Origin of the sequence: Streptomyces sp. NPDC050485, from assembly GCF_044458185.1 — a bacterium.
Classification (GTDB): domain Bacteria; phylum Actinomycetota; class Actinomycetes; order Streptomycetales; family Streptomycetaceae; genus Streptomyces.
This window is the reverse complement of the sequence record NZ_JBITHR010000040.1, coordinates 25,690-44,133: the sequence shown is the minus strand read 5'-3', so window position 1 is coordinate 44,133 and position 18,444 is coordinate 25,690. Positions and strand designations below refer to the sequence as shown.

General features: G+C 66.1%; 32 protein-coding genes and 1 pseudogene. 2 read left to right on the top strand and 31 right to left on the bottom strand.

Annotated elements, in window-relative coordinates; genetic code table 11:
• The 31 genes and pseudogenes from ACIBK6_RS39295 to ACIBK6_RS39145 form a co-directional block, all read right to left on the bottom strand.
• Positions 1–533, bottom strand: a pseudogene (locus ACIBK6_RS39295) (DNA-directed RNA polymerase subunit alpha); the annotation flags it as partial.
• A gap of 154 nt (positions 534–687) precedes the next feature.
• Positions 688–1,092 (bottom strand): 30S ribosomal protein S11, encoded by a 405-nt coding sequence (gene rpsK / locus ACIBK6_RS39290; protein ID WP_003956432.1) that lies wholly within the window; start codon positions 1,090–1,092, stop codon positions 688–690.
• Positions 1,093–1,163: 71 nt separating this feature from the next.
• Complete coding sequence (gene rpsM / locus ACIBK6_RS39285) at positions 1,164–1,544, bottom strand: 30S ribosomal protein S13 (protein WP_053727621.1); 381 nt, start codon at positions 1,542–1,544, stop codon at positions 1,164–1,166.
• Between the two features lie 189 nt (positions 1,545–1,733).
• Positions 1,734–1,847 (bottom strand): 50S ribosomal protein L36, encoded by a 114-nt coding sequence (gene rpmJ / locus ACIBK6_RS39280; protein WP_003956441.1) that lies wholly within the window; start codon positions 1,845–1,847, stop codon positions 1,734–1,736.
• A gap of 61 nt (positions 1,848–1,908) precedes the next feature.
• A complete protein-coding gene (infA, locus tag ACIBK6_RS39275; RefSeq protein ID WP_003956442.1) occupies positions 1,909–2,130 on the bottom strand; it encodes a translation initiation factor IF-1 in 222 nt (73 codons plus the stop codon).
• Positions 2,131–2,292: 162 nt separating this feature from the next.
• On the bottom strand, positions 2,293–3,138 hold the full coding sequence (gene map / locus ACIBK6_RS39270) for a type I methionyl aminopeptidase (RefSeq protein WP_399057778.1): 846 nt from the start codon (positions 3,136–3,138) through the stop codon (positions 2,293–2,295).
• A gap of 188 nt (positions 3,139–3,326) precedes the next feature.
• On the bottom strand, positions 3,327–3,983 hold the full coding sequence (locus ACIBK6_RS39265) for an adenylate kinase (protein WP_399057776.1): 657 nt from the start codon (positions 3,981–3,983) through the stop codon (positions 3,327–3,329).
• Positions 3,983–5,296, bottom strand: coding sequence for a preprotein translocase subunit SecY (gene secY / locus ACIBK6_RS39260; RefSeq protein ID WP_399057774.1), 1,314 nt, complete (start codon positions 5,294–5,296; stop codon positions 3,983–3,985). The genes ACIBK6_RS39265 and secY overlap by 1 nt, the downstream gene beginning before the upstream one ends.
• Positions 5,297–5,532: 236 nt before the next feature.
• Positions 5,533–5,988 (bottom strand): 50S ribosomal protein L15, encoded by a 456-nt coding sequence (rplO, locus tag ACIBK6_RS39255; RefSeq protein WP_053727617.1) that lies wholly within the window; start codon positions 5,986–5,988, stop codon positions 5,533–5,535.
• A gap of 1 nt (position 5,989) precedes the next feature.
• Positions 5,990–6,172 carry a 50S ribosomal protein L30 gene (gene rpmD, locus ACIBK6_RS39250; protein ID WP_329463561.1) on the bottom strand — a complete coding sequence of 61 codons (183 nt, stop codon included), beginning with the start codon at positions 6,170–6,172 and terminating at the stop codon, positions 5,990–5,992.
• Complete coding sequence (gene rpsE, locus ACIBK6_RS39245) at positions 6,172–6,774, bottom strand: 30S ribosomal protein S5 (RefSeq protein WP_053727616.1); 603 nt, start codon at positions 6,772–6,774, stop codon at positions 6,172–6,174. Before rpsE ends, rpmD begins: the two co-directional genes overlap by 1 nt.
• A 46-nt stretch (positions 6,775–6,820) precedes the next feature.
• Positions 6,821–7,204: a 50S ribosomal protein L18 gene (gene rplR, locus ACIBK6_RS39240; RefSeq protein WP_399057771.1), complete on the bottom strand. Its 384-nt coding sequence runs from the start codon at positions 7,202–7,204 to the stop codon at positions 6,821–6,823.
• Between the two features lie 3 nt (positions 7,205–7,207).
• Positions 7,208–7,747 (bottom strand): 50S ribosomal protein L6, encoded by a 540-nt coding sequence (gene rplF / locus ACIBK6_RS39235; protein WP_399057769.1) that lies wholly within the window; start codon positions 7,745–7,747, stop codon positions 7,208–7,210.
• A gap of 21 nt (positions 7,748–7,768) precedes the next feature.
• Entirely contained in the window at positions 7,769–8,167 is a 399-nt protein-coding gene (gene rpsH / locus ACIBK6_RS39230; RefSeq protein WP_067163170.1) for a 30S ribosomal protein S8, read from the bottom strand.
• A gap of 223 nt (positions 8,168–8,390) precedes the next feature.
• Positions 8,391–8,576 (bottom strand): type Z 30S ribosomal protein S14, encoded by a 186-nt coding sequence (locus ACIBK6_RS39225; RefSeq protein ID WP_399057766.1) that lies wholly within the window; start codon positions 8,574–8,576, stop codon positions 8,391–8,393.
• Positions 8,577–8,581: 5 nt separating this feature from the next.
• A complete protein-coding gene (rplE, locus tag ACIBK6_RS39220) occupies positions 8,582–9,139 on the bottom strand; it encodes a 50S ribosomal protein L5 (protein WP_053727613.1) in 558 nt (185 codons plus the stop codon).
• The gene (gene rplX / locus ACIBK6_RS39215) at positions 9,139–9,462 is read right to left on the bottom strand and encodes a 50S ribosomal protein L24 (protein WP_053727612.1); all 324 of its coding nucleotides are present in this window, start codon (positions 9,460–9,462) and stop codon (positions 9,139–9,141) included. Before rplX ends, rplE begins: the two co-directional genes overlap by 1 nt.
• A 2-nt stretch (positions 9,463–9,464) precedes the next feature.
• Positions 9,465–9,833, bottom strand: a complete 369-nt coding sequence (gene rplN / locus ACIBK6_RS39210) for a 50S ribosomal protein L14 (protein WP_053727611.1) — start codon at positions 9,831–9,833, stop codon at positions 9,465–9,467.
• Between the two features lie 99 nt (positions 9,834–9,932).
• Complete coding sequence (rpsQ, locus tag ACIBK6_RS39205) at positions 9,933–10,217, bottom strand: 30S ribosomal protein S17 (RefSeq protein WP_008739702.1); 285 nt, start codon at positions 10,215–10,217, stop codon at positions 9,933–9,935.
• The gene (gene rpmC / locus ACIBK6_RS39200; RefSeq protein WP_015610729.1) at positions 10,217–10,441 is read right to left on the bottom strand and encodes a 50S ribosomal protein L29; all 225 of its coding nucleotides are present in this window, start codon (positions 10,439–10,441) and stop codon (positions 10,217–10,219) included. The genes rpsQ and rpmC overlap by 1 nt, the downstream gene beginning before the upstream one ends.
• A complete protein-coding gene (rplP, locus tag ACIBK6_RS39195) occupies positions 10,441–10,860 on the bottom strand; it encodes a 50S ribosomal protein L16 (protein ID WP_053727610.1) in 420 nt (139 codons plus the stop codon). The genes rpmC and rplP overlap by 1 nt, the downstream gene beginning before the upstream one ends.
• 5 nt (positions 10,861–10,865) lie before the next feature.
• Positions 10,866–11,708, bottom strand: coding sequence for a 30S ribosomal protein S3 (gene rpsC, locus ACIBK6_RS39190; RefSeq protein WP_399057764.1), 843 nt, complete (start codon positions 11,706–11,708; stop codon positions 10,866–10,868).
• On the bottom strand, positions 11,708–12,055 hold the full coding sequence (rplV, locus tag ACIBK6_RS39185) for a 50S ribosomal protein L22 (RefSeq protein ID WP_004571827.1): 348 nt from the start codon (positions 12,053–12,055) through the stop codon (positions 11,708–11,710). Before rplV ends, rpsC begins: the two co-directional genes overlap by 1 nt.
• Before the next feature lie 43 nt (positions 12,056–12,098).
• The gene (gene rpsS / locus ACIBK6_RS39180; RefSeq protein ID WP_100578122.1) at positions 12,099–12,380 is read right to left on the bottom strand and encodes a 30S ribosomal protein S19; all 282 of its coding nucleotides are present in this window, start codon (positions 12,378–12,380) and stop codon (positions 12,099–12,101) included.
• A 12-nt stretch (positions 12,381–12,392) separates the two neighbouring features.
• The gene (gene rplB / locus ACIBK6_RS39175; protein WP_120721901.1) at positions 12,393–13,229 is read right to left on the bottom strand and encodes a 50S ribosomal protein L2; all 837 of its coding nucleotides are present in this window, start codon (positions 13,227–13,229) and stop codon (positions 12,393–12,395) included.
• A 39-nt stretch (positions 13,230–13,268) separates the two neighbouring features.
• A complete protein-coding gene (gene rplW, locus ACIBK6_RS39170) occupies positions 13,269–13,583 on the bottom strand; it encodes a 50S ribosomal protein L23 (protein WP_399057761.1) in 315 nt (104 codons plus the stop codon).
• A complete protein-coding gene (gene rplD / locus ACIBK6_RS39165) occupies positions 13,583–14,233 on the bottom strand; it encodes a 50S ribosomal protein L4 (protein ID WP_382588719.1) in 651 nt (216 codons plus the stop codon). Before rplD ends, rplW begins: the two co-directional genes overlap by 1 nt.
• 4 nt (positions 14,234–14,237) lie before the next feature.
• Entirely contained in the window at positions 14,238–14,882 is a 645-nt protein-coding gene (gene rplC / locus ACIBK6_RS39160) for a 50S ribosomal protein L3 (protein WP_399057759.1), read from the bottom strand.
• A gap of 14 nt (positions 14,883–14,896) precedes the next feature.
• Positions 14,897–15,205: a 30S ribosomal protein S10 gene (gene rpsJ, locus ACIBK6_RS39155; protein WP_003948644.1), complete on the bottom strand. Its 309-nt coding sequence runs from the start codon at positions 15,203–15,205 to the stop codon at positions 14,897–14,899.
• 463 nt (positions 15,206–15,668) lie between these two features.
• On the bottom strand, positions 15,669–16,157 hold the full coding sequence (locus tag ACIBK6_RS39150; protein WP_399057757.1) for a putative T7SS-secreted protein: 489 nt from the start codon (positions 16,155–16,157) through the stop codon (positions 15,669–15,671).
• 44 nt (positions 16,158–16,201) lie between these two features.
• Positions 16,202–16,495, bottom strand: coding sequence for an SseB family protein (locus ACIBK6_RS39145; RefSeq protein ID WP_399057755.1), 294 nt, complete (start codon positions 16,493–16,495; stop codon positions 16,202–16,204).
• 650 nt (positions 16,496–17,145) lie between these two features.
• On the opposite strand from ACIBK6_RS39145, the gene ACIBK6_RS39140 reads away from it, so the two are divergent.
• Both ACIBK6_RS39140 and ACIBK6_RS39135 read left to right on the top strand, forming a co-directional pair.
• On the top strand, positions 17,146–17,745 hold the full coding sequence (locus tag ACIBK6_RS39140) for a helix-turn-helix domain-containing protein (RefSeq protein ID WP_399057753.1): 600 nt from the start codon (positions 17,146–17,148) through the stop codon (positions 17,743–17,745).
• A 52-nt stretch (positions 17,746–17,797) separates the two neighbouring features.
• On the top strand, positions 17,798–18,388 hold the full coding sequence (locus tag ACIBK6_RS39135; protein WP_399057751.1) for a Uma2 family endonuclease: 591 nt from the start codon (positions 17,798–17,800) through the stop codon (positions 18,386–18,388).
• Positions 18,389–18,444: the final 56 nt, after the last annotated feature.

Here is an 18,444-nt window from a genome sequence, read left to right as displayed (position 1 = left end):
ACCTTGTACGTGACCTTGAGCACCGGGGAGTAGATGGAGTCGACCGGGATGCGGCCGATCTCCTGGCCCAGCTGCTTGTTCTGCACGGCGGAGACGTAGCCGCGACCGCGCTCGACGGTCAGCTCCATCTCCAGCTTGCCCTTGCCGTTGAGCGTGGCGAGCACCAGGTCGGGGTTGTGCACCTCGACACCGGCCGGCGGGGCGATGTCAGCAGCGGTGACCAGGCCGGGACCCTGCTTGCGCAGGTACATCACGACCGGCTCGTCGTGCTCCGAGGAGACGACCAGCTGCTTGATGTTCAGGATGAGGTCGGTGACGTCCTCCTTGACGCCCGGCACGGTGGTGAACTCGTGCAGGACACCGTCGATCCGGATGCTGGTGACAGCGGCACCGGGGATCGAGGAGAGGAGCGTGCGACGCAGGGAGTTGCCGAGCGTGTAGCCGAAGCCCGGCTCCAGGGGCTCGATGACGAACCGCGAGCGGTACTCGTCAACAACCTCTTCGGTCAGCGAAGGGCGCTGAGCGATAAGCATGTGGATTTCCTTCAGTCATGGGCACCCACTATTTGATGCCCTGCTGTGTACTGCGTACTGCAAGGGTACGGGCGGCACGCCTCAGGAGAGCCGTACCGCCCGGAACCTTCAAGCCGAAAAGCGGCCGAACCACAGATGCGTAACGCACCTGAGGTCAGACGCGCCTCCGCTTGGGGGGACGGCAGCCGTTGTGCGGCGTGGGGGTGACGTCCTGGATGGAGCCGACCTCAAGACCGGTCGCCTGAAGCGAACGGATGGCGGTCTCGCGACCCGAACCCGGGCCCTTGACGAAGACGTCAACCTTGCGCATGCCGTGCTCCTGCGCGCGGCGGGCGGCCGACTCGGCGGCCATCTGCGCGGCGAACGGAGTCGACTTGCGGGAGCCCTTGAAGCCGACGTGGCCGGCGGACGCCCAGGAGATCACGTTGCCCGAGGGGTCCGTGATCGAGACGATGGTGTTGTTGAACGTGCTCTTGATGTGCGCGTGGCCGTGAGCGACGTTCTTCTTTTCCTTGCGGCGCACCTTCTTGGCAGCGCCCTGACGACCCTTGGGGGGCATGTCTTACTCCAGCTGGAGAGGGGAGGTGATCGGTCCTACAGCGAAGACCGCTGAAAAGCGTCCGCTGTGGACTACTTCTTGCCCGGCTTCTTCTTACCGGCGATGGCGCGACGCGGGCCCTTGCGGGTACGAGCGTTCGTGCTGGTGCGCTGACCGTGGACCGGCAGACCACGACGGTGGCGCAGACCCTGGTAGCAGCCGATCTCGACCTTGCGGCGGATGTCGGCGGCGACCTCACGGCGAAGGTCACCCTCGGTGCGGAGGTTGGCGTCCACGTACTCGCGGATCTTGACCAGGTCCTCTTCGGCCAGGTCACGAACGCGGGTGTTCGGGTTCACGCCCGTCGAGGCGAGGATCTCCTTGGACCGGGTGCGCCCGATACCGAAGACGTAGGTGAGTGCGATCTCCACACGCTTTTCGCGCGGGATGTCAACACCGGAAACGCGTGCCATTTACTGGCTCCAGTTGTTTTCGGGGGTCTTCCGCAGTACCGCTCCCGACCGCCGTACTAGGTACGTTTCGGGTCCCCGGCCCCCGCCGGAGGTGTCACCAGCCGGGGAACCCGGCCAGGTGGGTGCTGCGTATGTACGTTTTGCTCGCGTCGCGGGAAGAACTGCGAAGTGCAGGTCGGTCGGCGTGCGTCAGCCCTGGCGCTGCTTGTGGCGCAGGTTGTCGCAGATGACCATGACCCGGCCGTGACGGCGGATCACCTTGCACTTGTCGCAGATCTTCTTGACGCTCGGCTTGACCTTCATGGGATGTCAGGTTCTCCGGGTCAGTGCCACCGCCGCCTGGAACAAGCGGCGCGGGCAAGATCTACTTGTACCGGTAGACGATCCGGCCACGCGTCAGGTCGTAGGGAGAGAGCTCCACCACAACCCGGTCATCCGGGAGGATACGGATGTAGTGCATCCGCATCTTGCCGCTGATGTGCGCGAGGACCTTGTGACCGTTCTGGAGTTCCACCTTGAACATGGCGTTCGGGAGGGACTCGATCACGGTGCCCTCGATTTCGATGGCACCTTGCTTCTTGGCCACGCTTCGCCTTTCGAATCGGCTACCTTGATCGACCCCCGCAGCCGTGTGTGGACACACGGGTACACGAGAGCCGACGCATCAGTCTACGTCAGGCCACGCGGAAAGACGAATCCGGGGAGTTTGCCCGCCATCGTAGATCCTTAAGCGGCCTTACGTACGTGTCTAGGCCAGCGGGTCGGGGGCGGTCGTCACGCCGTACTCGGCCAGCTTGGCCTTGCCGCCGTCCGGCATGGTCAGGACCAGCGGGCCGTTCTCGGTCAGCGCCACGGAGTGCTCCCAGTGCGAGGACCAGGTCCCGTCGGTCGTGATGACCGTCCAGTCGTCCTCCAGCACCTCGGTGCGGGGCGTGCCGAGCGAGACCATCGGCTCGATCGCCAGGCAGAAGCCGGGGATCAGCTTCGGGTTGTGCCGGCCGAGCAGGCGGCGCTTGTCGACGTAGTTCAGCAGGTGCGGGTCCATGTGCATCTCGGACCCGATGCCGTGGCCCCCGTAGTCCTCGATGATCCCGTACTTACCGGTCGCGGGGCGCGGCTGGCGGCGGATGTACGACTCGATGGCGCGCGAGATGTCGAGGAGCTTGTTGCCCTTCTTCACCGCGGCGAGGCCGGCCCACATCGACTCCTCGGTCACCCGGGAGAGCTCGACCAGCTCGGGCGCGTGGCCGGTGCCGACGAAGGCGGTGTACGCGGCGTCGCCGTGCCAGCCGTCGATGATCGCGCCGGCGTCGATGGAGATGATGTCGCCGTCCTTGAGAACGGTCTTGTCGTCCGGGATGCCGTGCACGACGACCTCGTTGACCGAGGTGCAGATGGTGGCGGGGAACCCGCCGTACCCCAGGAAGTTCGACTTGGCGCCGTGCTCGGCGAGCACCTTGCGGGCGACCTCGTCCAGGTCCTTCGTCGTGGACCCGGGCACCGCGGCCTCGCGGGTGGCGGCGTGCATCGCGGCGACGACCAGCCCCGCCTCGCGCATCTTCGCGATCTGCTCCGGGGTCTTGATCTCCACCATTGCGGCTGACGCCTTTCTGGGACGGGGTACGGGGTGCACGTCAACGATAACCGCAACATGTATGAGCCCCTCCGGCGATTGAGGAGCGGGGGTCCGGGGGCAGCGCCCCCGGACCGGCGGCCCGCAGACGCAGAACGGCCGCAGCGCCCCCACGAAGGGGGCACCGCGGCCGTGAAGCAGCGTAAGAACTAGGCAGCGTCGCGCCGCAGCGCATCCATCGCACGCTGGGTGACCTCATCGACCTTGCCCAGCGCAGAGATGGTGATGACCAGCCCCTGCGCGCGGTAGTAGTCGATGATCGGCTCGGTCTCGCTGTGGTAGACCTCGAGCCGCTTGCGCACGGTGTCCTCGGTGTCGTCCCCGCGCTGGTACAGCTCGCCGCCGCACTTGTCGCAGACGCCGTCCTGCTTCGGAGCGTTGTACGCCACGTGGAAGACGTGCGAGCTGTCGTTGCGGCAGATGCGCCGGCCGGCGATCCGCTTGACGACCTCGTCCTCGGGGACTTCCAGGTCGAGCACCGCGTCCAGCTTCACGCCGTCCGCCTTGAGCACCTCGTCCAGCGCTTCGGCCTGCACCACATTGCGCGGGAAGCCGTCGAGCAGGAAGCCGTTCTCGGCGTCCGGCGCTTCCATGCGGTCCTTGGCCATCCCGATGGTGACCTCGTCCGGTACCAGGTTGCCGGCATCCATGTACGCCTTGGCCTGCTTGCCGAGGTCCGTGCCCTGGCTGATGTTGGCACGGAAGAGGTCGCCCGTGGAGATGTGCGGGATCGCCAGGTTCTGGGCAAGGAACGCGGCCTGCGTTCCCTTGCCTGCACCGGGCGGTCCGACGAGGACGATTCGCATCAGCGGAGGAACCCTTCGTAATTGCGCTGCTGAAGCTGGCTCTCGATCTGCTTAACGGTCTCCAGACCCACACCCACGATGATGAGGATGCTCGTCCCGCCGAGCGGGAAGCTCTGGACACCGCCGAAGATGATCAACGCCATTGTCGGTACGAGCGCGATCAGCCCCAGATACAGCGACCCCGGCCAGGTGATCCGGTTGAGTACGTAGCTCAGGTACTCAGCGGTCGGTCGGCCAGCCCGGATGCCCGGGATGAAGCCACCATACTTCTTCATGTTGTCGGCGACTTCCTCGGGGTTGAACGAGATCGCCACGTAGAAGAACGCGAAGAACACGATCAGGAGGAAGTAGCTCACGATGTAGTAAGGATGGTCGCCCTTGGTCAAGTTGTCCTTGATCCAGGTCGCCCAGCCGGCCGTCGAGTTCGAGAACTGGACGATCAGCGCCGGGATGTAGAGCAGCGACGAGGCGAAGATGACCGGGATCACACCGGCCTGATTGACCTTCAGCGGAATGTAGGTCGAGGTTCCGCCGTACGACCGGCGGCCGATCATGCGCTTCGCGTACTGCACCGGGATGCGTCGCTGGGCCTGTTCGACGAAGACCACGAGCCCGACCATGACGAGACCGACGATGATCACGGTGCCGAACTCGATCCAGCCGCCTGCCAGATGACCCTGCTTCTTGATGGTCCACAGGGAGCTCGGGAAGCTGGAGGCGATCGAGATGAACATCAGGATGGACATGCCGTTGCCGATGCCCTTGTCGGTGATGAGCTCACCGAGCCACATGACGGCGGCGGTACCGGCGGTCATCGTGATGACCATCGTGATGGTGGTGAAGATCGAGCGGTTCGGAATGATCTCGCTGGCAACCTGGCAGCCGTTGAAGAGCGCACCGCTGCGGGCGGTGGCCACGAGGCCGGTGCCCTGGAGGATCGCCAGCGCGACGGTCAGATAACGCGTGTACTGCGTGATCTTGGCCGTGCCCGCCTGGCCCTCCTTCTTGAGGGCTTCGAGGCGTGGGATCACCACGGTCAGCAGCTGCAGGATGATGCTCGCCGTGATGTACGGCATGATGCCGAGCGCGAAGATCGTGATCTGCAGCAGCGCGCCGCCGCTGAACATGTTCACCAGGCCGAACAGACCGCTGTTCTGCTGAGCCTGGTCCACACAGGTCTGCACGTTCTTGTAGCTCACGCCGGGCATCGGCACATGCGTACCGAGCCGGTAGATCACGATGATGCCGAGTGTGAAGAGCAGCTTCTTGCGCAGGTCAGGCGTCTTGAACGCCTGGGCGAACGCGGTGAGCACGGTGCCTCCTGCGACCCCCGCGCAGTGCGTCAGAGGTGACGGTCTTGAGGTTCGACGAATAAGGATTGAAGGTCTTGATCTGCCAAAAATCCGTGCCGGAGCCGTCCAGGCACACAGCACGGAACTTAGACAGTGCACGCCACCTTACCGGCGACCGTGCCCCCCTAGGAACGACCAACCGGGGATGCCCCATATGAGAGGCATCCCCGGTCGGATGTTCAAGCCATCAAGCTGTCTCAGACAAGCTCGGTGACGGTGCCGCCGGCGGCGGCAATCTTCTCCTTGGCGGAGCCGGAGACGGCGTCAACCGACACCTGCAGCGCCACGGAGATCTCGCCCTGGCCCAGGACCTTGACGAGGCTGTTCTTGCGCACCGCGCCCTTGGCGACCAGGTCGGCCACCGTGACCTCTCCACCCTCGGGGTAGAGAGCGCCGAGCTTGTCCAGGTTGACAACCTGGTACTCGGTGCGGAACGGGTTCTTGAAGCCCTTCAGCTTCGGAAGACGCATGTGGAGGGGCATCTGGCCACCCTCGAAGCGCTCCGGAACCTGGTAACGGGCCTTCGTACCCTTGGTACCACGACCAGCGGTCTTACCCTTGGACGCCTCACCACGACCCACACGGGTCTTGGCGGTCTTGGCGCCCGGGGCAGGACGGAGGTTGTGGGCCTTCAGCGGGCTGTTCTCACCCATGTCAGTCAACCTCCTCAACCGTCACGAGGTGGCGGACGGTCTGCACCATGCCGCGGAACTCGGGGCGGTCCTCCTTGACAACCACGTCGTTCAGGCGCTTGAGCCCGAGCGAACGCAGCGTGTCGCGGTGGTTCTGCTTGCTACCGATGTACGACTTCGTCTGCGTGATCTTGAGACGGGACATTACGCACCCGCCCCAGCACGTGCACGAAGCAGAGCCGCGGGGGCGACGGCCTCGAGGGGCAGACCACGGCGAGCCGCGATCTCCTCGGGACGCTGCAGGCCCTTGAGGGCCGCCACGGTCGCGTGCACGATGTTGATCGCGTTGTCGGAGCCGAGCGACTTCGACAGGATGTCGTGAACGCCGGCGCACTCGAGCACCGCACGCACTGGGCCACCGGCGATAACACCGGTACCGGGGGAAGCAGGCTTCAGCAGGACGACGCCCGCGGCCTTCTCGCCCTGGATCGGGTGCGGGATGGTGCCCTGGATGCGCGGAACCTTGAAGAAGTTCTTCTTGGCCTCTTCGACACCCTTGGCGATGGCCGCGGGAACTTCCTTGGCCTTGCCGTAACCGACACCTACGGTGCCGTCACCGTCGCCCACCACGACCAGCGCGGTGAAGCTGAAGCGGCGACCACCCTTGACAACCTTGGCAACGCGGTTGATCGCGACAACGCGCTCAACGTAGGCGGTCTTCTCGGCGGCAGCGCCACCGTCGCGACCCTTCCGGTCCCGCCGCTCGCCGCCACCGGCACCGCTTCCGCGGCGCTGGGGTCCAGCCATTGGATTTACCTCTCTCTGTTACGTCCGTTAGTCCCGGAACCGGGGCTTAGAACTTCAGCCCGGCTTCGCGGGCGGCGTCAGCCAGAGCGGCAATGCGCCCGGCGTACCTGTTGCCACCACGGTCGAACACGACGGTCTCGACGCCGGCGGCCTTGGCGCGCTCAGCGACCAGGGCACCGACCTGCTTGGCCTGCGCGGACTTGTCGCCCTCGCCGCCACGGATCGAAGCGTCCAGGTTCGACGCCGACGCCAGGGTGTGACCCTTGAGGTCGTCGATGACCTGGGCGGTGATACCGCGGTTGGAACGCGTCACGACGAGGCGCGGACGCTCCGCCGAACCCGACACGTTCTTGCGGATGCGGATGTGGCGGCGCGCCTTGGCGGCACGCTTGTAAGCGTCGCCCTTGGCGATCTTCACACCGTATGCCATGGCTTACTTACCAGCCTTTCCGACCTTGCGGCGGATGACTTCGCCCGCGTACTTGACGCCCTTGGCCTTGTACGGGTCGGGCTTCCGCAGCTTGCGGATGTTGGCGGCGACCTCGCCGACCTTCTGCTTGTCGATGCCCTCGACGCTGAGCTTCGTGGGCGACTCGACCTTGAAGGTGATGCCCTCGGGGGCCTCGACGGTGATCGAGTGGCTGTATCCCAGCGCGAACTCCAGGTTGGAGCCCTTCGCCTGGACGCGGTAACCGACACCGCTGATCTCGAGCGCCTTGCTGTATCCCTGGGTCACACCGGTGATCATGTTGGCCACCAGCGTGCGGGACAGGCCGTGCAGGGCCTTGTTCTGACGCTCGTCGTTGGGGCGGGTGACGTTCAGAACGCCGTCCTCACCCTTCACGATCTCGATGGGAGCCGCAACGGCGTGCGTGAGGGAACCCTTGGGGCCCTTCACGTGGACCGTACGGCCATCGATGGTGACGTCCACACCGGCGGGAACCTGGATGGGGAGCTTGCCGATTCGCGACATTAGCTTTTCCTCCGTTCCCGACTACCAGACGTAGGCGAGGACTTCCCCACCTACGCCCTTCTTGCCTGCCTGCTGACCGGTGAGCAGACCGTGCGACGTGGAGATGATCGCCACGCCCAGGCCGCCGAGCACCTTCGGCAGGTTGGTGGACTTCGCGTACACGCGCAGACCGGGCTTCGAGATCCGCTTGATGCCCGCAATGGAGCGCTCACGGTTCGGCCCGAACTTCAGCTCGAGGACGAGGTTCTTGCCGACCTCGGCGTCCTCGACCTTCCAGCCGGTGATGAAGCCCTCCTGCTGGAGGATCTCCGCGATGTGCGACTTGATCTTGCTGTGCGGCATCACGACGGTGTCGTGGTACGCCGAGTTAGCGTTGCGCAGACGAGTGAGCATGTCTGCGATCGGGTCAGTCATGGTCATGAATCGGCCTTCGGCCTCTCTCGCCGCGGTTTCCTGTATGCGCCATCCCTCTCCCCACTCAGTGGCGGGACGGGTGCGGTGCGGGGACCTACGGCGTAGTAAGTCGTTATGGGCGGCGGACGCCCAACCCCACAAGCCTACGGCATATGGAGGAGGGCATCCGCCGACCAGATACTTACCGAGAGCGTCCGGAAATTCCCAAGTCCCTAAGGACAGCGGGGAATTACCAGGAGCTCTTGGTCACGCCCGGCAGCTCGCCACGGTGAGCCATCTCACGGAGGCACACGCGGCACAGGCCGAACTTGCGGTACACGGAGTGGGGACGACCGCAACGCTGGCAGCGGGTGTACGCGCGTACACCGAACTTCGGCTTGCGGGCGGCCTTCTCGATCAGAGCCTTCTTCGCCATCTCGCTTACGCCTCCTTGAAGGGGAAGCCGAGGTGACGAAGGAGCGCGCGGCCCTCGTCGTCGTTGGTCGCCGTGGTGACCACGGTGATGTCCATACCCCGGGTACGGTCGATCTTGTCCTGGTCGATCTCGTGGAACATGACCTGCTCGGTGAGACCGAAGGTGTAGTTGCCACGGCCGTCGAACTGCTTCGGCGACAGACCACGGAAGTCACGGATACGCGGCAGCGCGAGCGACAGCGTACGGTCCAGGAACTCCCACATGCGGTCACCACGGAGGGTGACGTGGCAGCCGATCGGCTGCCCCTCGCGCAGCTTGAACTGCGCGATGGACTTGCGGGCCTTGGTCACGGCCGGCTTCTGGCCGGTGATCGTGGTGAGGTCGCGAACCGCGCCGTCCATCAGCTTGGAGTCGCGGGCGGCGTCGCCCACACCCATGTTGACCACGATCTTGACGAGGCCGGGAACCTGCATGACGTTCTCGTACGAGAACTCCTCACGCAGCTTGCCCGCGATTTCCTCGCGGTACTTCGTCTTGAGACGCGGAGTGGTGGTGGTAGCCATCAGATGTCCTCACCCGTCCGCTTGGCAACGCGGATCTTGTTGCCCTCGTCGTCGAAGCGGAAACCGACGCGGGTAACGACCTTGTTGCCGTCCTTCTCCACGACGAGCTGAACGTTGCTCACGTGGATCGGGGCCTCGGTCGTCACAATGCCACCGGTCTGCGAACCGCGAGCGGTCTGGCCGGCCTTGGTGTGCTTCTTGACCCGGTTGACACCCTCGACCAGGACGCGGTCCTCGCGGGGGAAGGCCGCGATGACCTTGCCCTGCTTGCCCTTGTCCTTACCGGTGATGACCTGAACCAGGTCGCCCTTCTTGATCTTCATGCTTACAGCACCTCCGGCGCGAGCGAGATGATCTTCATGAACTTCTTCTCGCGCAGCTCCCGGCCCACCGGGCCGAAGATGCGGGTGCCGCGGGGGTCGCCATCGTTCTTGAGGATGACGGCCGCGTTCTCGTCGAAGCGGATGTACGAGCCGTCCTGACGACGACGCTCCTTGACGGTGCGCACGACGACAGCCTTGACGACGTCGCCCTTCTTCACGTTGCCACCGGGGATCGCGTCCTTGACGGTGGCGACGATGACGTCACCGATACCCGCGTAGCGGCGACCGGAGCCACCGAGCACACGGATGCAAAGGATTTCCTTCGCACCAGTGTTGTCGGCGACGCGCAGTCGCGACTCCTGCTGGATCACGTCTATCTCCTGATCGTCTGCCGGTTCCCGGCCGGGGCTTGATCTCTCAAGCCCCGGCCGAGCCTGGCGGAACCAACCTGAGGGAAACCCCTCAGATAATTACTTGGCCTTCTCGAGGATCTCGACGATGCGCCAGCGCTTGCTCGCCGACAGCGGACGCGTCTCCATGATGAGGACGCGGTCGCCGACACCGGCAGCGTTCTGCTCGTCGTGCGCCTTGAGCTTGTTCGTACGGCGGATGACCTTGCCGTACAGCGCGTGCTTCACACGGTCCTCGACAGCGACGACGACGGTCTTGTCCATCTTGTCGCTGACGACCAGACCCTCACGGGTCTTGCGGAAACCGCGCTGCTCAGTCGTCTCAGTCACATTCTTCTCGCTCATCAGACGCTCTCCACCGTCTCGATGCCCAGCTCGCGCTCGCGCATCAGGGTGTAGATCCGGGCGATGTCCTTACGGACGGACTTGAGCCGACCGTGGTTCTCGAGCTGGCCCGTCGCCGCCTGGAAGCGGAGGTTGAACAGCTCTTCCTTGGCTTCGCGGAGCTTGTTGAGAAGCTCCTCGTCACCCAGCTCGCGCAGTTCGGACGCCTTGGTTCCGGCCGACATCACGCCTCACCTGCCTCGCGCCGGACGATGCGGCACTTCATCGGGAGCTTGTGAGCAGCTCGGGTGAGCGCCTCACGAGCAATCTTCTCGTTCGGGTAGGACAGCTCGAACATCACCCGGCCCGGGTGAACGTTCGCGACCCACCACTCCGGAGAACCCTTACCGGAACCCATGCGGGTCTCGGCAGGCTTCTTCGTGAGCGGGCGGTCCGGGTAGATGTTGATCCAGACCTTGCCGCCACGCTTGATGTGGCGGGTCATCGCGATACGAGCCGCCTCGATCTGGCGGTTGGTCACGTACGCCGGCGTGAGGGCCTGAATGCCGTACTCGCCGAACGCAACCGTCGTACCACCCTTGGCCATACCGCGGCGCTTGGGGTGGTGCTGCTTGCGGTGCTTGACCCTACGGGGGATCAGCATTTCGGTCAGGCCTCCGTTCCGGTGCTCTCAGCCGGAGCGGCAGCGGCGGGAGCCTCGGCCTTGGGGGCCTCGGCAGCCGACGCAGCCTGCTGCGGCTTGCGGCCGCGACCGCCACGCTCGCCGCCACGGCCACCGCGGCCACCGGCCGGACGGTCGTTGGCGCCACCACGGGCCGGGCGGTTACCCGCACGGGCCGCTGCGTTCTCGGCGCGAACCTCGGCGATGTTCTTGACATCGCCCTTGTAGATCCAGACCTTCACGCCGATACGGCCGAAGGTCGTCTTGGCCTCGAAGAAGCCGTAGTCGATGTTCGCGCGCAGGGTGTGCAGCGGCACACGGCCTTCGCGGTAGAACTCCGAGCGGGACATCTCGGCGCCACCGAGACGGCCACCGCACTGGATCTTGATGCCCTTGGCGCCGGCCTTCATCGTGCCCTGCATGCTCTTGCGCATGGCACGACGGAAGGAGACGCGGGAGGAGAGCTGCTCGGCGACGGCCTGAGCGACCAGCTGAGCGTCCATCTCGGGGTTCTTGACCTCGAGGATGTTCAGCTGGACCTGCTTGCCCGTGAGCTTCTCGAGGTCGCCGCGGATGCGGTCGGCCTCGGCGCCACGGCGGCCGATGACGATGCCGGGACGCGCGGTGTGGATGTCCACCCGCACGCGGTCACGGGTGCGCTCGATCTCAACCTTCGAGATGCCGGCGCGCTCCATGCCGGACGTCATCATCCGACGGATGGCGACGTCTTCCTTGACGTAGTCCTTGTACAGCTTGTCGGCGTACCAACGGGACTTGAAGTCCGTGGTGATGCCGAGCCGGAACCCATGCGGGTTAACCTTCTGGCCCATTACCGGGTTCCTTCCTTGCTGCTGACGACCACGGTGATGTGGCTGGTCCGCTTACGGATCCGGTAGGCACGGCCCTGAGCACGCGGACGGAACCGCTTCAGGGTCGGGCCCTCGTCCACGTACGCCTCGCTGATGACCAGCGAAGAGGCGTCGGTGTGGTCGTAGTTGTGCGCGGCGTTGGCAATGGCGCTGTCCAGCACCTTGCCGACCGGCACGCTCGCGGCCTGCGGGGCGAAACGCAGGACCGCCTGAGCCTCCGTGGCATCCATGCCACGGATAAGGTCCACCACGCGGCGGGCCTTCATGGGCGTGACGCGGATGTACCGCGCCTGGGCCCTGGCTTCCATGGTTGTCCCTTCGGTGTAAGTCATAGTCGTTACCCACCCCGCGTTAGCGGCGCTTCGACTTCCGGTCGTCCTTGACGTGGCCGCGGAAGGTGCGAGTCGGCGAGAACTCGCCGAGCTTGTGGCCGACCATCGACTCGGAGACAAACACCGGGACGTGGGTCTTGCCGTTGTGCACCGCGATCGTGTGGCCGAGCATGGCCGGGATGATCATCGAGCGACGGGACCAGGTCTTGATGACGTTCTTGGTACCAGCTTCGTTCTGGGCGTCCACCTTCTTTACGAGGTGGCCGTCAACGAAGGGTCCCTTCTTGAGACTGCGCGGCATCTAAACCCGCTCCTAGCGCTTCTTGTTCGTCTTGCGGCGGCGGACGATGTACTTGCTCGATGCCTTCTTCGGCGAGCGAGTACGACCCTCCTTCTGACCCCACGGGCTGACCGGGTGGCGACCACCACTGGTCTTGCCCTCACCACCACCGTGCGGGTGGTCAACCGGGTTCATGGCGACACCGCGGACGGACGGGCGAACGCCCTTCCAGCGCATACGGCCGGCCTTGCCCCAGTTGATGTTCGACTGCTCGGCGTTGCCGACCTCGCCGATGGTGGCGCGGCAGCGGGCGTCGACCAGGCGAATTTCGCCGGACGGCATACGAAGGTGGGCCATCGTGCCCTCCTTCGCCAGCAGCTGCACCGAAGCACCCGCGGAGCGGGCGAACTTCGCGCCGCCGCCGGGACGCAGCTCGATGGCGTGGATGGTCGTACCGACCGGGATGTTGCGCAGCGCCAGGTTGTTGCCCGGCTTGATGTCGGCCCCGGGGCCGTTCTCAACGCGGTCACCCTGGCCGAGGCCACGGGGCGCGATGATGTAGCGCTTCTCGCCGTCTGCGTAGTGCAGGAGCGCGATGCGCGCGGTGCGGTTCGGGTCGTACTCGATGTGAGCGACCTTGGCCGGCACGCCGTCCTTGTCGTGACGACGGAAGTCGATCACGCGGTAGGCGCGCTTGTGGCCACCGCCCTGGTGACGGACGGTCACACGACCGGTGTTGTTACGGCCGCCCTTGCTGTGCAGGGGGCGGACCAGCGACTTCTCCGGCGTGGACCGCGTGATCTCGACGAAGTCGGCGACGCTGGAGCCACGACGGCCCGGAGTCGTCGGCTTGTACTTGCGGATACCCATTTCTCAGTCCTCGTCCGATATTCGGACCAGGGCGCTCCGTTAGGAGGCCTGGCCGAAGATGTCGATACGGTCGCCCTCAGCAAGGGTCACGATGGCGCGCTTGGTGTCGGCACGCTTGCCGAAACCGGTCTTCGTGCGCTTGCGCTTGCCCTGGCGGTTGATCGTGTTGACCCCGGTGACCTTGACCGAGAAGACCGCTTCCACGGCCTGCTTGATCTGGGTCTTGTTGGAGCCCGGCGCGACGATGAACGTGTACTTGTTCTCGTCGAGCAGCGCGTAGCTCTTCTCGGAGACGACCGGCTTGATCAGCAGGTCGCGCGGGTCCGTGAAGGTCTTGCTGGTGATCTCGGCCATCAGGCCTCGCTCCCCTCGTTGTCATCGGCCTTGGGGCCAGACACGAAGGACTCGAAAGCGGCCTGGGTGAAGACCACGTCGTCGGAGACGATCACGTCGTACGTGTTCAGCTGGCCCGGCTCCAGGATGTGGACCTGGGGCAGGTTGCGGGCGGACAGCCACGCGGCCTCGTCGGCGCGCTCGACGACCAGGAGCAGGTTGGCGCGCTCCGAGATCTTGCCGAACAGCGTCTTGGCGGCCTTGGTGGAAGCCGAACCCTCGACCACGCCGGTGACGACGTGGATGCGGGAGTGGCGCGCCCGGTCGGAGAGGGCACCGCGCAGGGCGGCTGCCTTCATCTTCTTCGGGGTGCGCTGCGAGTAGTCACGCGGCTGCGGGCCGTGGACGACGCCACCACCGGCGAACTGCGGCGCGCGGGTCGAACCCTGGCGCGCGCGGCCGGTGCCCTTCTGGCGGTACGGCTTGCGGCCACCACCACGGACTTCGCCGCGGGTCTTGGTCTTGTGCGTGCCCTGGCGGGCAGCTGCCAGCTGTGCGACGACGACCTGGTGGATCAGCGGAACGCTGGTCTTCGCGTCGAAGATCTCCGCGGGGAGCTCGACGGTACCGGCCTTGTCGCCTGCCGGCGAAAGGATGTCAATGGTGCTCATTACCTCAAGCCCCCTTGGCCGCGGTACGGACCAGGACGAGGCCGCCGTTCGGACCGGGGACTGCGCCCTTGATGAGCAGCAGACCCTTCTCCGCGTCAACCGCGTGGATGGTCAGGTTCTGGGTGGTGACACGCTCGTTGCCCATGCGGCCCGCCATGCGGACGCCCTTGAACACACGGCCAGGGGTGGCGCAGCCACCGATGGAACCGGGCGAGCGGTGCTTGCGCTGCACACCGTGTCCGGCGCCGAGGCCCCGGAAGTTGTGACGCTTCATGACACCGGCGAAGCCCTTGCCCTTGCTCTTGCCCGTGACGTCAACCTTGACGCCGGACTCGAACACCTCGGCAGTGATCTCCTGGCCCAGCGTGTACTCGCTGGCGTCAGGGGTGCGGAGCTCCACCAGGTGGCGGCGCGGGGTCACGTCGGCCTTGGCGAAGTGACCCTTGAGGGGCTTGTTCACCTTGCGCGGGTCGATCTCGCCGAAGGCGATCTGGACCGACTCGTAGCCGTCGACGTCGTTCGTGCGGACCTGCGTCACGACACACGGCCCGGCCTTGATGACGGTGACCGGGACAACCCGGTTGTTCTCGTCCCAGACCTGGGTCATGCCGAGCTTCTCGCCCAGGACGCCCTTGATGTTCTTGCTCATCTCGGCCCGTCCCTTCAGAGCTTGATCTCGATGTCGACACCGGCCGGGAGGTCGAGGCGCATCAGCGAGTCAACCGTCTTCGGCGTGGGGTCGAGGATGTCGATGAGGCGCTTGTGCGTGCGCATCTCGAAGTGCTCGCGAGAGTCCTTGTACTTGTGCGGCGACTTGATGACGCAGTACACGTTCTTCTCAGTGGGCAGCGGCACCGGGCCTGCGACCGACGCACCAGTGCGGGTCACCGTCTCGACGATCTTCTTCGCCGAGGAGTCGATGACCTCGTGGTCGTAGGCCTTGAGCCGGATGCGGATCTTCTGTCCCGCCATGGCTACCTAGTAGTCCTTTGTCTCGTAACGCTCTGGAACCCGGGGGTTCTACCGACTCTGTCTCCGACCCACGCGGTCGGGCGTGTCGCACTCCCTCTACGCAGAAATCCCATCAGGAATTTCCCAACCAAGGGGATGCGGGCCGTGGACCGCGGTGTGCTCAATGAAGAGCAGTCGGGGGCAGAACACCCACCGGGCGCCTGGCCGGTACCCCGCTGACACTTCCCGGAAGATTCCCGTACGTCCGCCCCAGCGCTGCCGCAAGCGACAGTTGGGGCGACGAGTACTGTGGGACTCGCTTCCGGTCCTCCCGGCGGGAGGCGCGCAGCATCGGCACTCAACCGAGCAACCCCGACAGTCTGCCATACCGGGCCATCGCCTGGCCAATCGCAGCGGGGAAGCGTACCCCACGTCACATGCGCTCACGCATCCGGCACGCGGGGTGCCCCCGCACCCCCGGGAGTCAGCCCCCGCTCCGAGGCGGGTACGACGCGTCCAAGACCCAGAAGTCGTCGCCTTCGGCGTCAATGGCGGAGATCCTGTGCCCGTCGAGAGACCGGGCGAGCAGTTCGATGTTGCCGTCGTTCCGGATCGGCCGGGAAATTTCGGATTCCTGAGTGACCCGGACCCGGATCCAGCCCACCGTGAGGCCGCCGGGCGCGGGCAGGGTGGGCGCGCCGGGCGCGGGGTGCGGACAGGAGAGCAGACCGAACGCGGTGGAGAAGTCGGCGAGGTGCTTGACGCCTGCCCGGATGGTCGTCGGGTTGCCGTGGACGAGGTCGGTGGACCGTTCGGTCTGCCCGAGCTGCTTCTCGCCGATGTGGGCGCCGAGGTCGGCCGCGAACGCGTCGCCGAAATCGTCCACCTGATCCGCGAGATGGTATGCACCGACCCGGTCCAAGAAGCCGCCTGCGGCGTGCGCCCCCTCGTCGACGCCGCTGCCACCACTCATACTCGGGCCTCCCCCCTCACGTCACATACGCCGGTGCCGAGCCGTCAGTCACGTACGCCAGTGCCGACTGCGAACGCATCCGTGCCGAGCGCGACCGCCTCCGGCACGATCCCGGCGACCGGCGGGAACACCACCCCGTCGGGGCTCCCCACGTCGAGCGCGACCCCGGCCGGGACACCGAGGGCGGGCACTATCACGTCCAACAGCCGTGCGCCGAGCACCCGTTGGCAGGACCAACCCCGGGCGCCTTCACCCCGTGCGACCGCGAACCGCGCCAGCGCCACCTCGTCGGAGAACGCGCAGATCCACCGGATCCCGCCTCTTTCAGCGGTCCACAACCCGTCCCCGACCGGTCCGGCCGCGCCGGCTACTCGCCCACAGCGACAGAGCCGGGTCACGCTTGGGCAGTGACAACCCGGACGGCAGGAGTGGTGACCGCAACGCGAATGCTCCCGGTCTCGTCAGCGGAGATCTGCGCGACACTGCGGTCCTCAGGATTGAGCCCGACCAGGGCACCCGCACCACGCCTGCGCACGATCCTGGAGTTGACCCACAGCCGCGTCCGCCGCCGCTCCGCGGCCGCCTCTTAGAGTTGAGCCCGCTCCGCCGCGGAGGACGCCATGCTCCAACTCCCCCTGAATGCCCACCGGTTCTCTTGCCCCTGCAAGCCTAGGGAGTCCCTCCCGTCACAGCATGAGTGCTTCTACTCATCCGTTGAACCGCGTCGCGGTGTGCCGGGGCGCGGTGCCCCGCGACATCAAAAGCCTTCAATCCCGGAGGGAAATCCCCAATCCCAACCCCTCCAGCCTCCCGTCACCCACACGGGTGACATCCGCCAACTCGGCTGGATTTGCTGGCTGTTGGGTGGCATATGCTCGCCGCGGCAGCCCCGGGTACGGGGCGGCGACAACCTCATACATGCATCGGCCCCCGGCCGGGACTGGCATCCCGATCGAGGGCCTGACCGCAAGGAAGAAAGAGCTTCCTCATGGCTTCTCAGCACCTTAGCGCGCCCTCGCGCGCCTCGTCCCACGTTCCCGACCGCACCCCACGGTCCGGTGGTGTCATCCACGCCAACACCCGGCACACCACCCGGCACACCGTCGTCGGCAACCACCTCGCCCAGCACCGCGAACTCTCCCTGCTCGCGATCGGCCTCGCCGTCCACATCCAGTCGCTTCCGGCCGGAGCCCGCATCAGCATCAAGGCCCTCGCGGCCCGCTTCCCCGAGAGCGAGGCCCGCATCGCGGCGGCGCTGCGCGAGCTGGAGGCGCACGGCTACCTGAAGCGCACCCGGGAGCGGCTGCCCAGCGGCCGGGTCGTCACCCGCACGGTGTCGTGCAACCAGCCCGGGGCGGACCGGCCCGTACCGACGGTCCGCCCCGCGACCACCCGCCCCGGACCGGCCCACCCGAGCGCAAGCCACCCCGGCGCCACCCGCCCCAGTACAAGCCACCCCACTGCGACCCGCCCGGCACCCACCCGCCCTGACCCCCTTCAGACCTGCGAATCCTGCGACCGGGCCTTCCGCGCACCCGGCCCCGGGCACTGCCGCGACTGCCGACCCCGCCTCACGGAGGCCGCCTAGCATGAACGTGACGACCCTTGCCCCTGGGCAGAGACCACAAGGAGCGCACGCCATGAGCATCGCCCCGGACGACGCACGGCGGGACACGCAGTACCTGTACCGGACGATGCGGGAGTTCGTTCAGTCGATGGACGACACCCTTCCCGGCAAATTCGAGATCACCAAGGAAGGGATCGTCCACGACATGATGGCGCCCGTCGGCCCGCATGAACTCACCACCCTGCGCGTACGGAAGCGCCTTGAGAAGGTGATGCCGGAGGAGCTTGTGGCCCATACGGGAACACCCGACGTGGAAGCCGAGGCCGAGCACATCATGCGCCACCCCGACATCATGGTGATCGCCGAAGCGGACATGGAAGTACCGGCTTCCTTCGACCCCCGCACCCTCATCGCCGCCGTCGAGATCGTCTCCCGCTCCAACCCCGACAACGACTGGGTGAGCAAGATGCGGGACTATCCTCTGCTCGGCATCCCCGTCTACGCGATCTTCGATCCCCGGACGGGAAGCGGTGCCGTTCTCTCCGACATCCACCCGACCCCGAACGGTCCGCGCTACGCCACCCGCAAGGACTTCGTCTACGGCGAGGACGTCACCATCGCCGACTGGACCATCTCCACCGAGGGCCTGCCCCGCTACGCGTGACCCGCTCTGCCCCGCCTCCGCCCCGCCTCCGCCCCGCTGGCCGTGAAAGCCCCTCG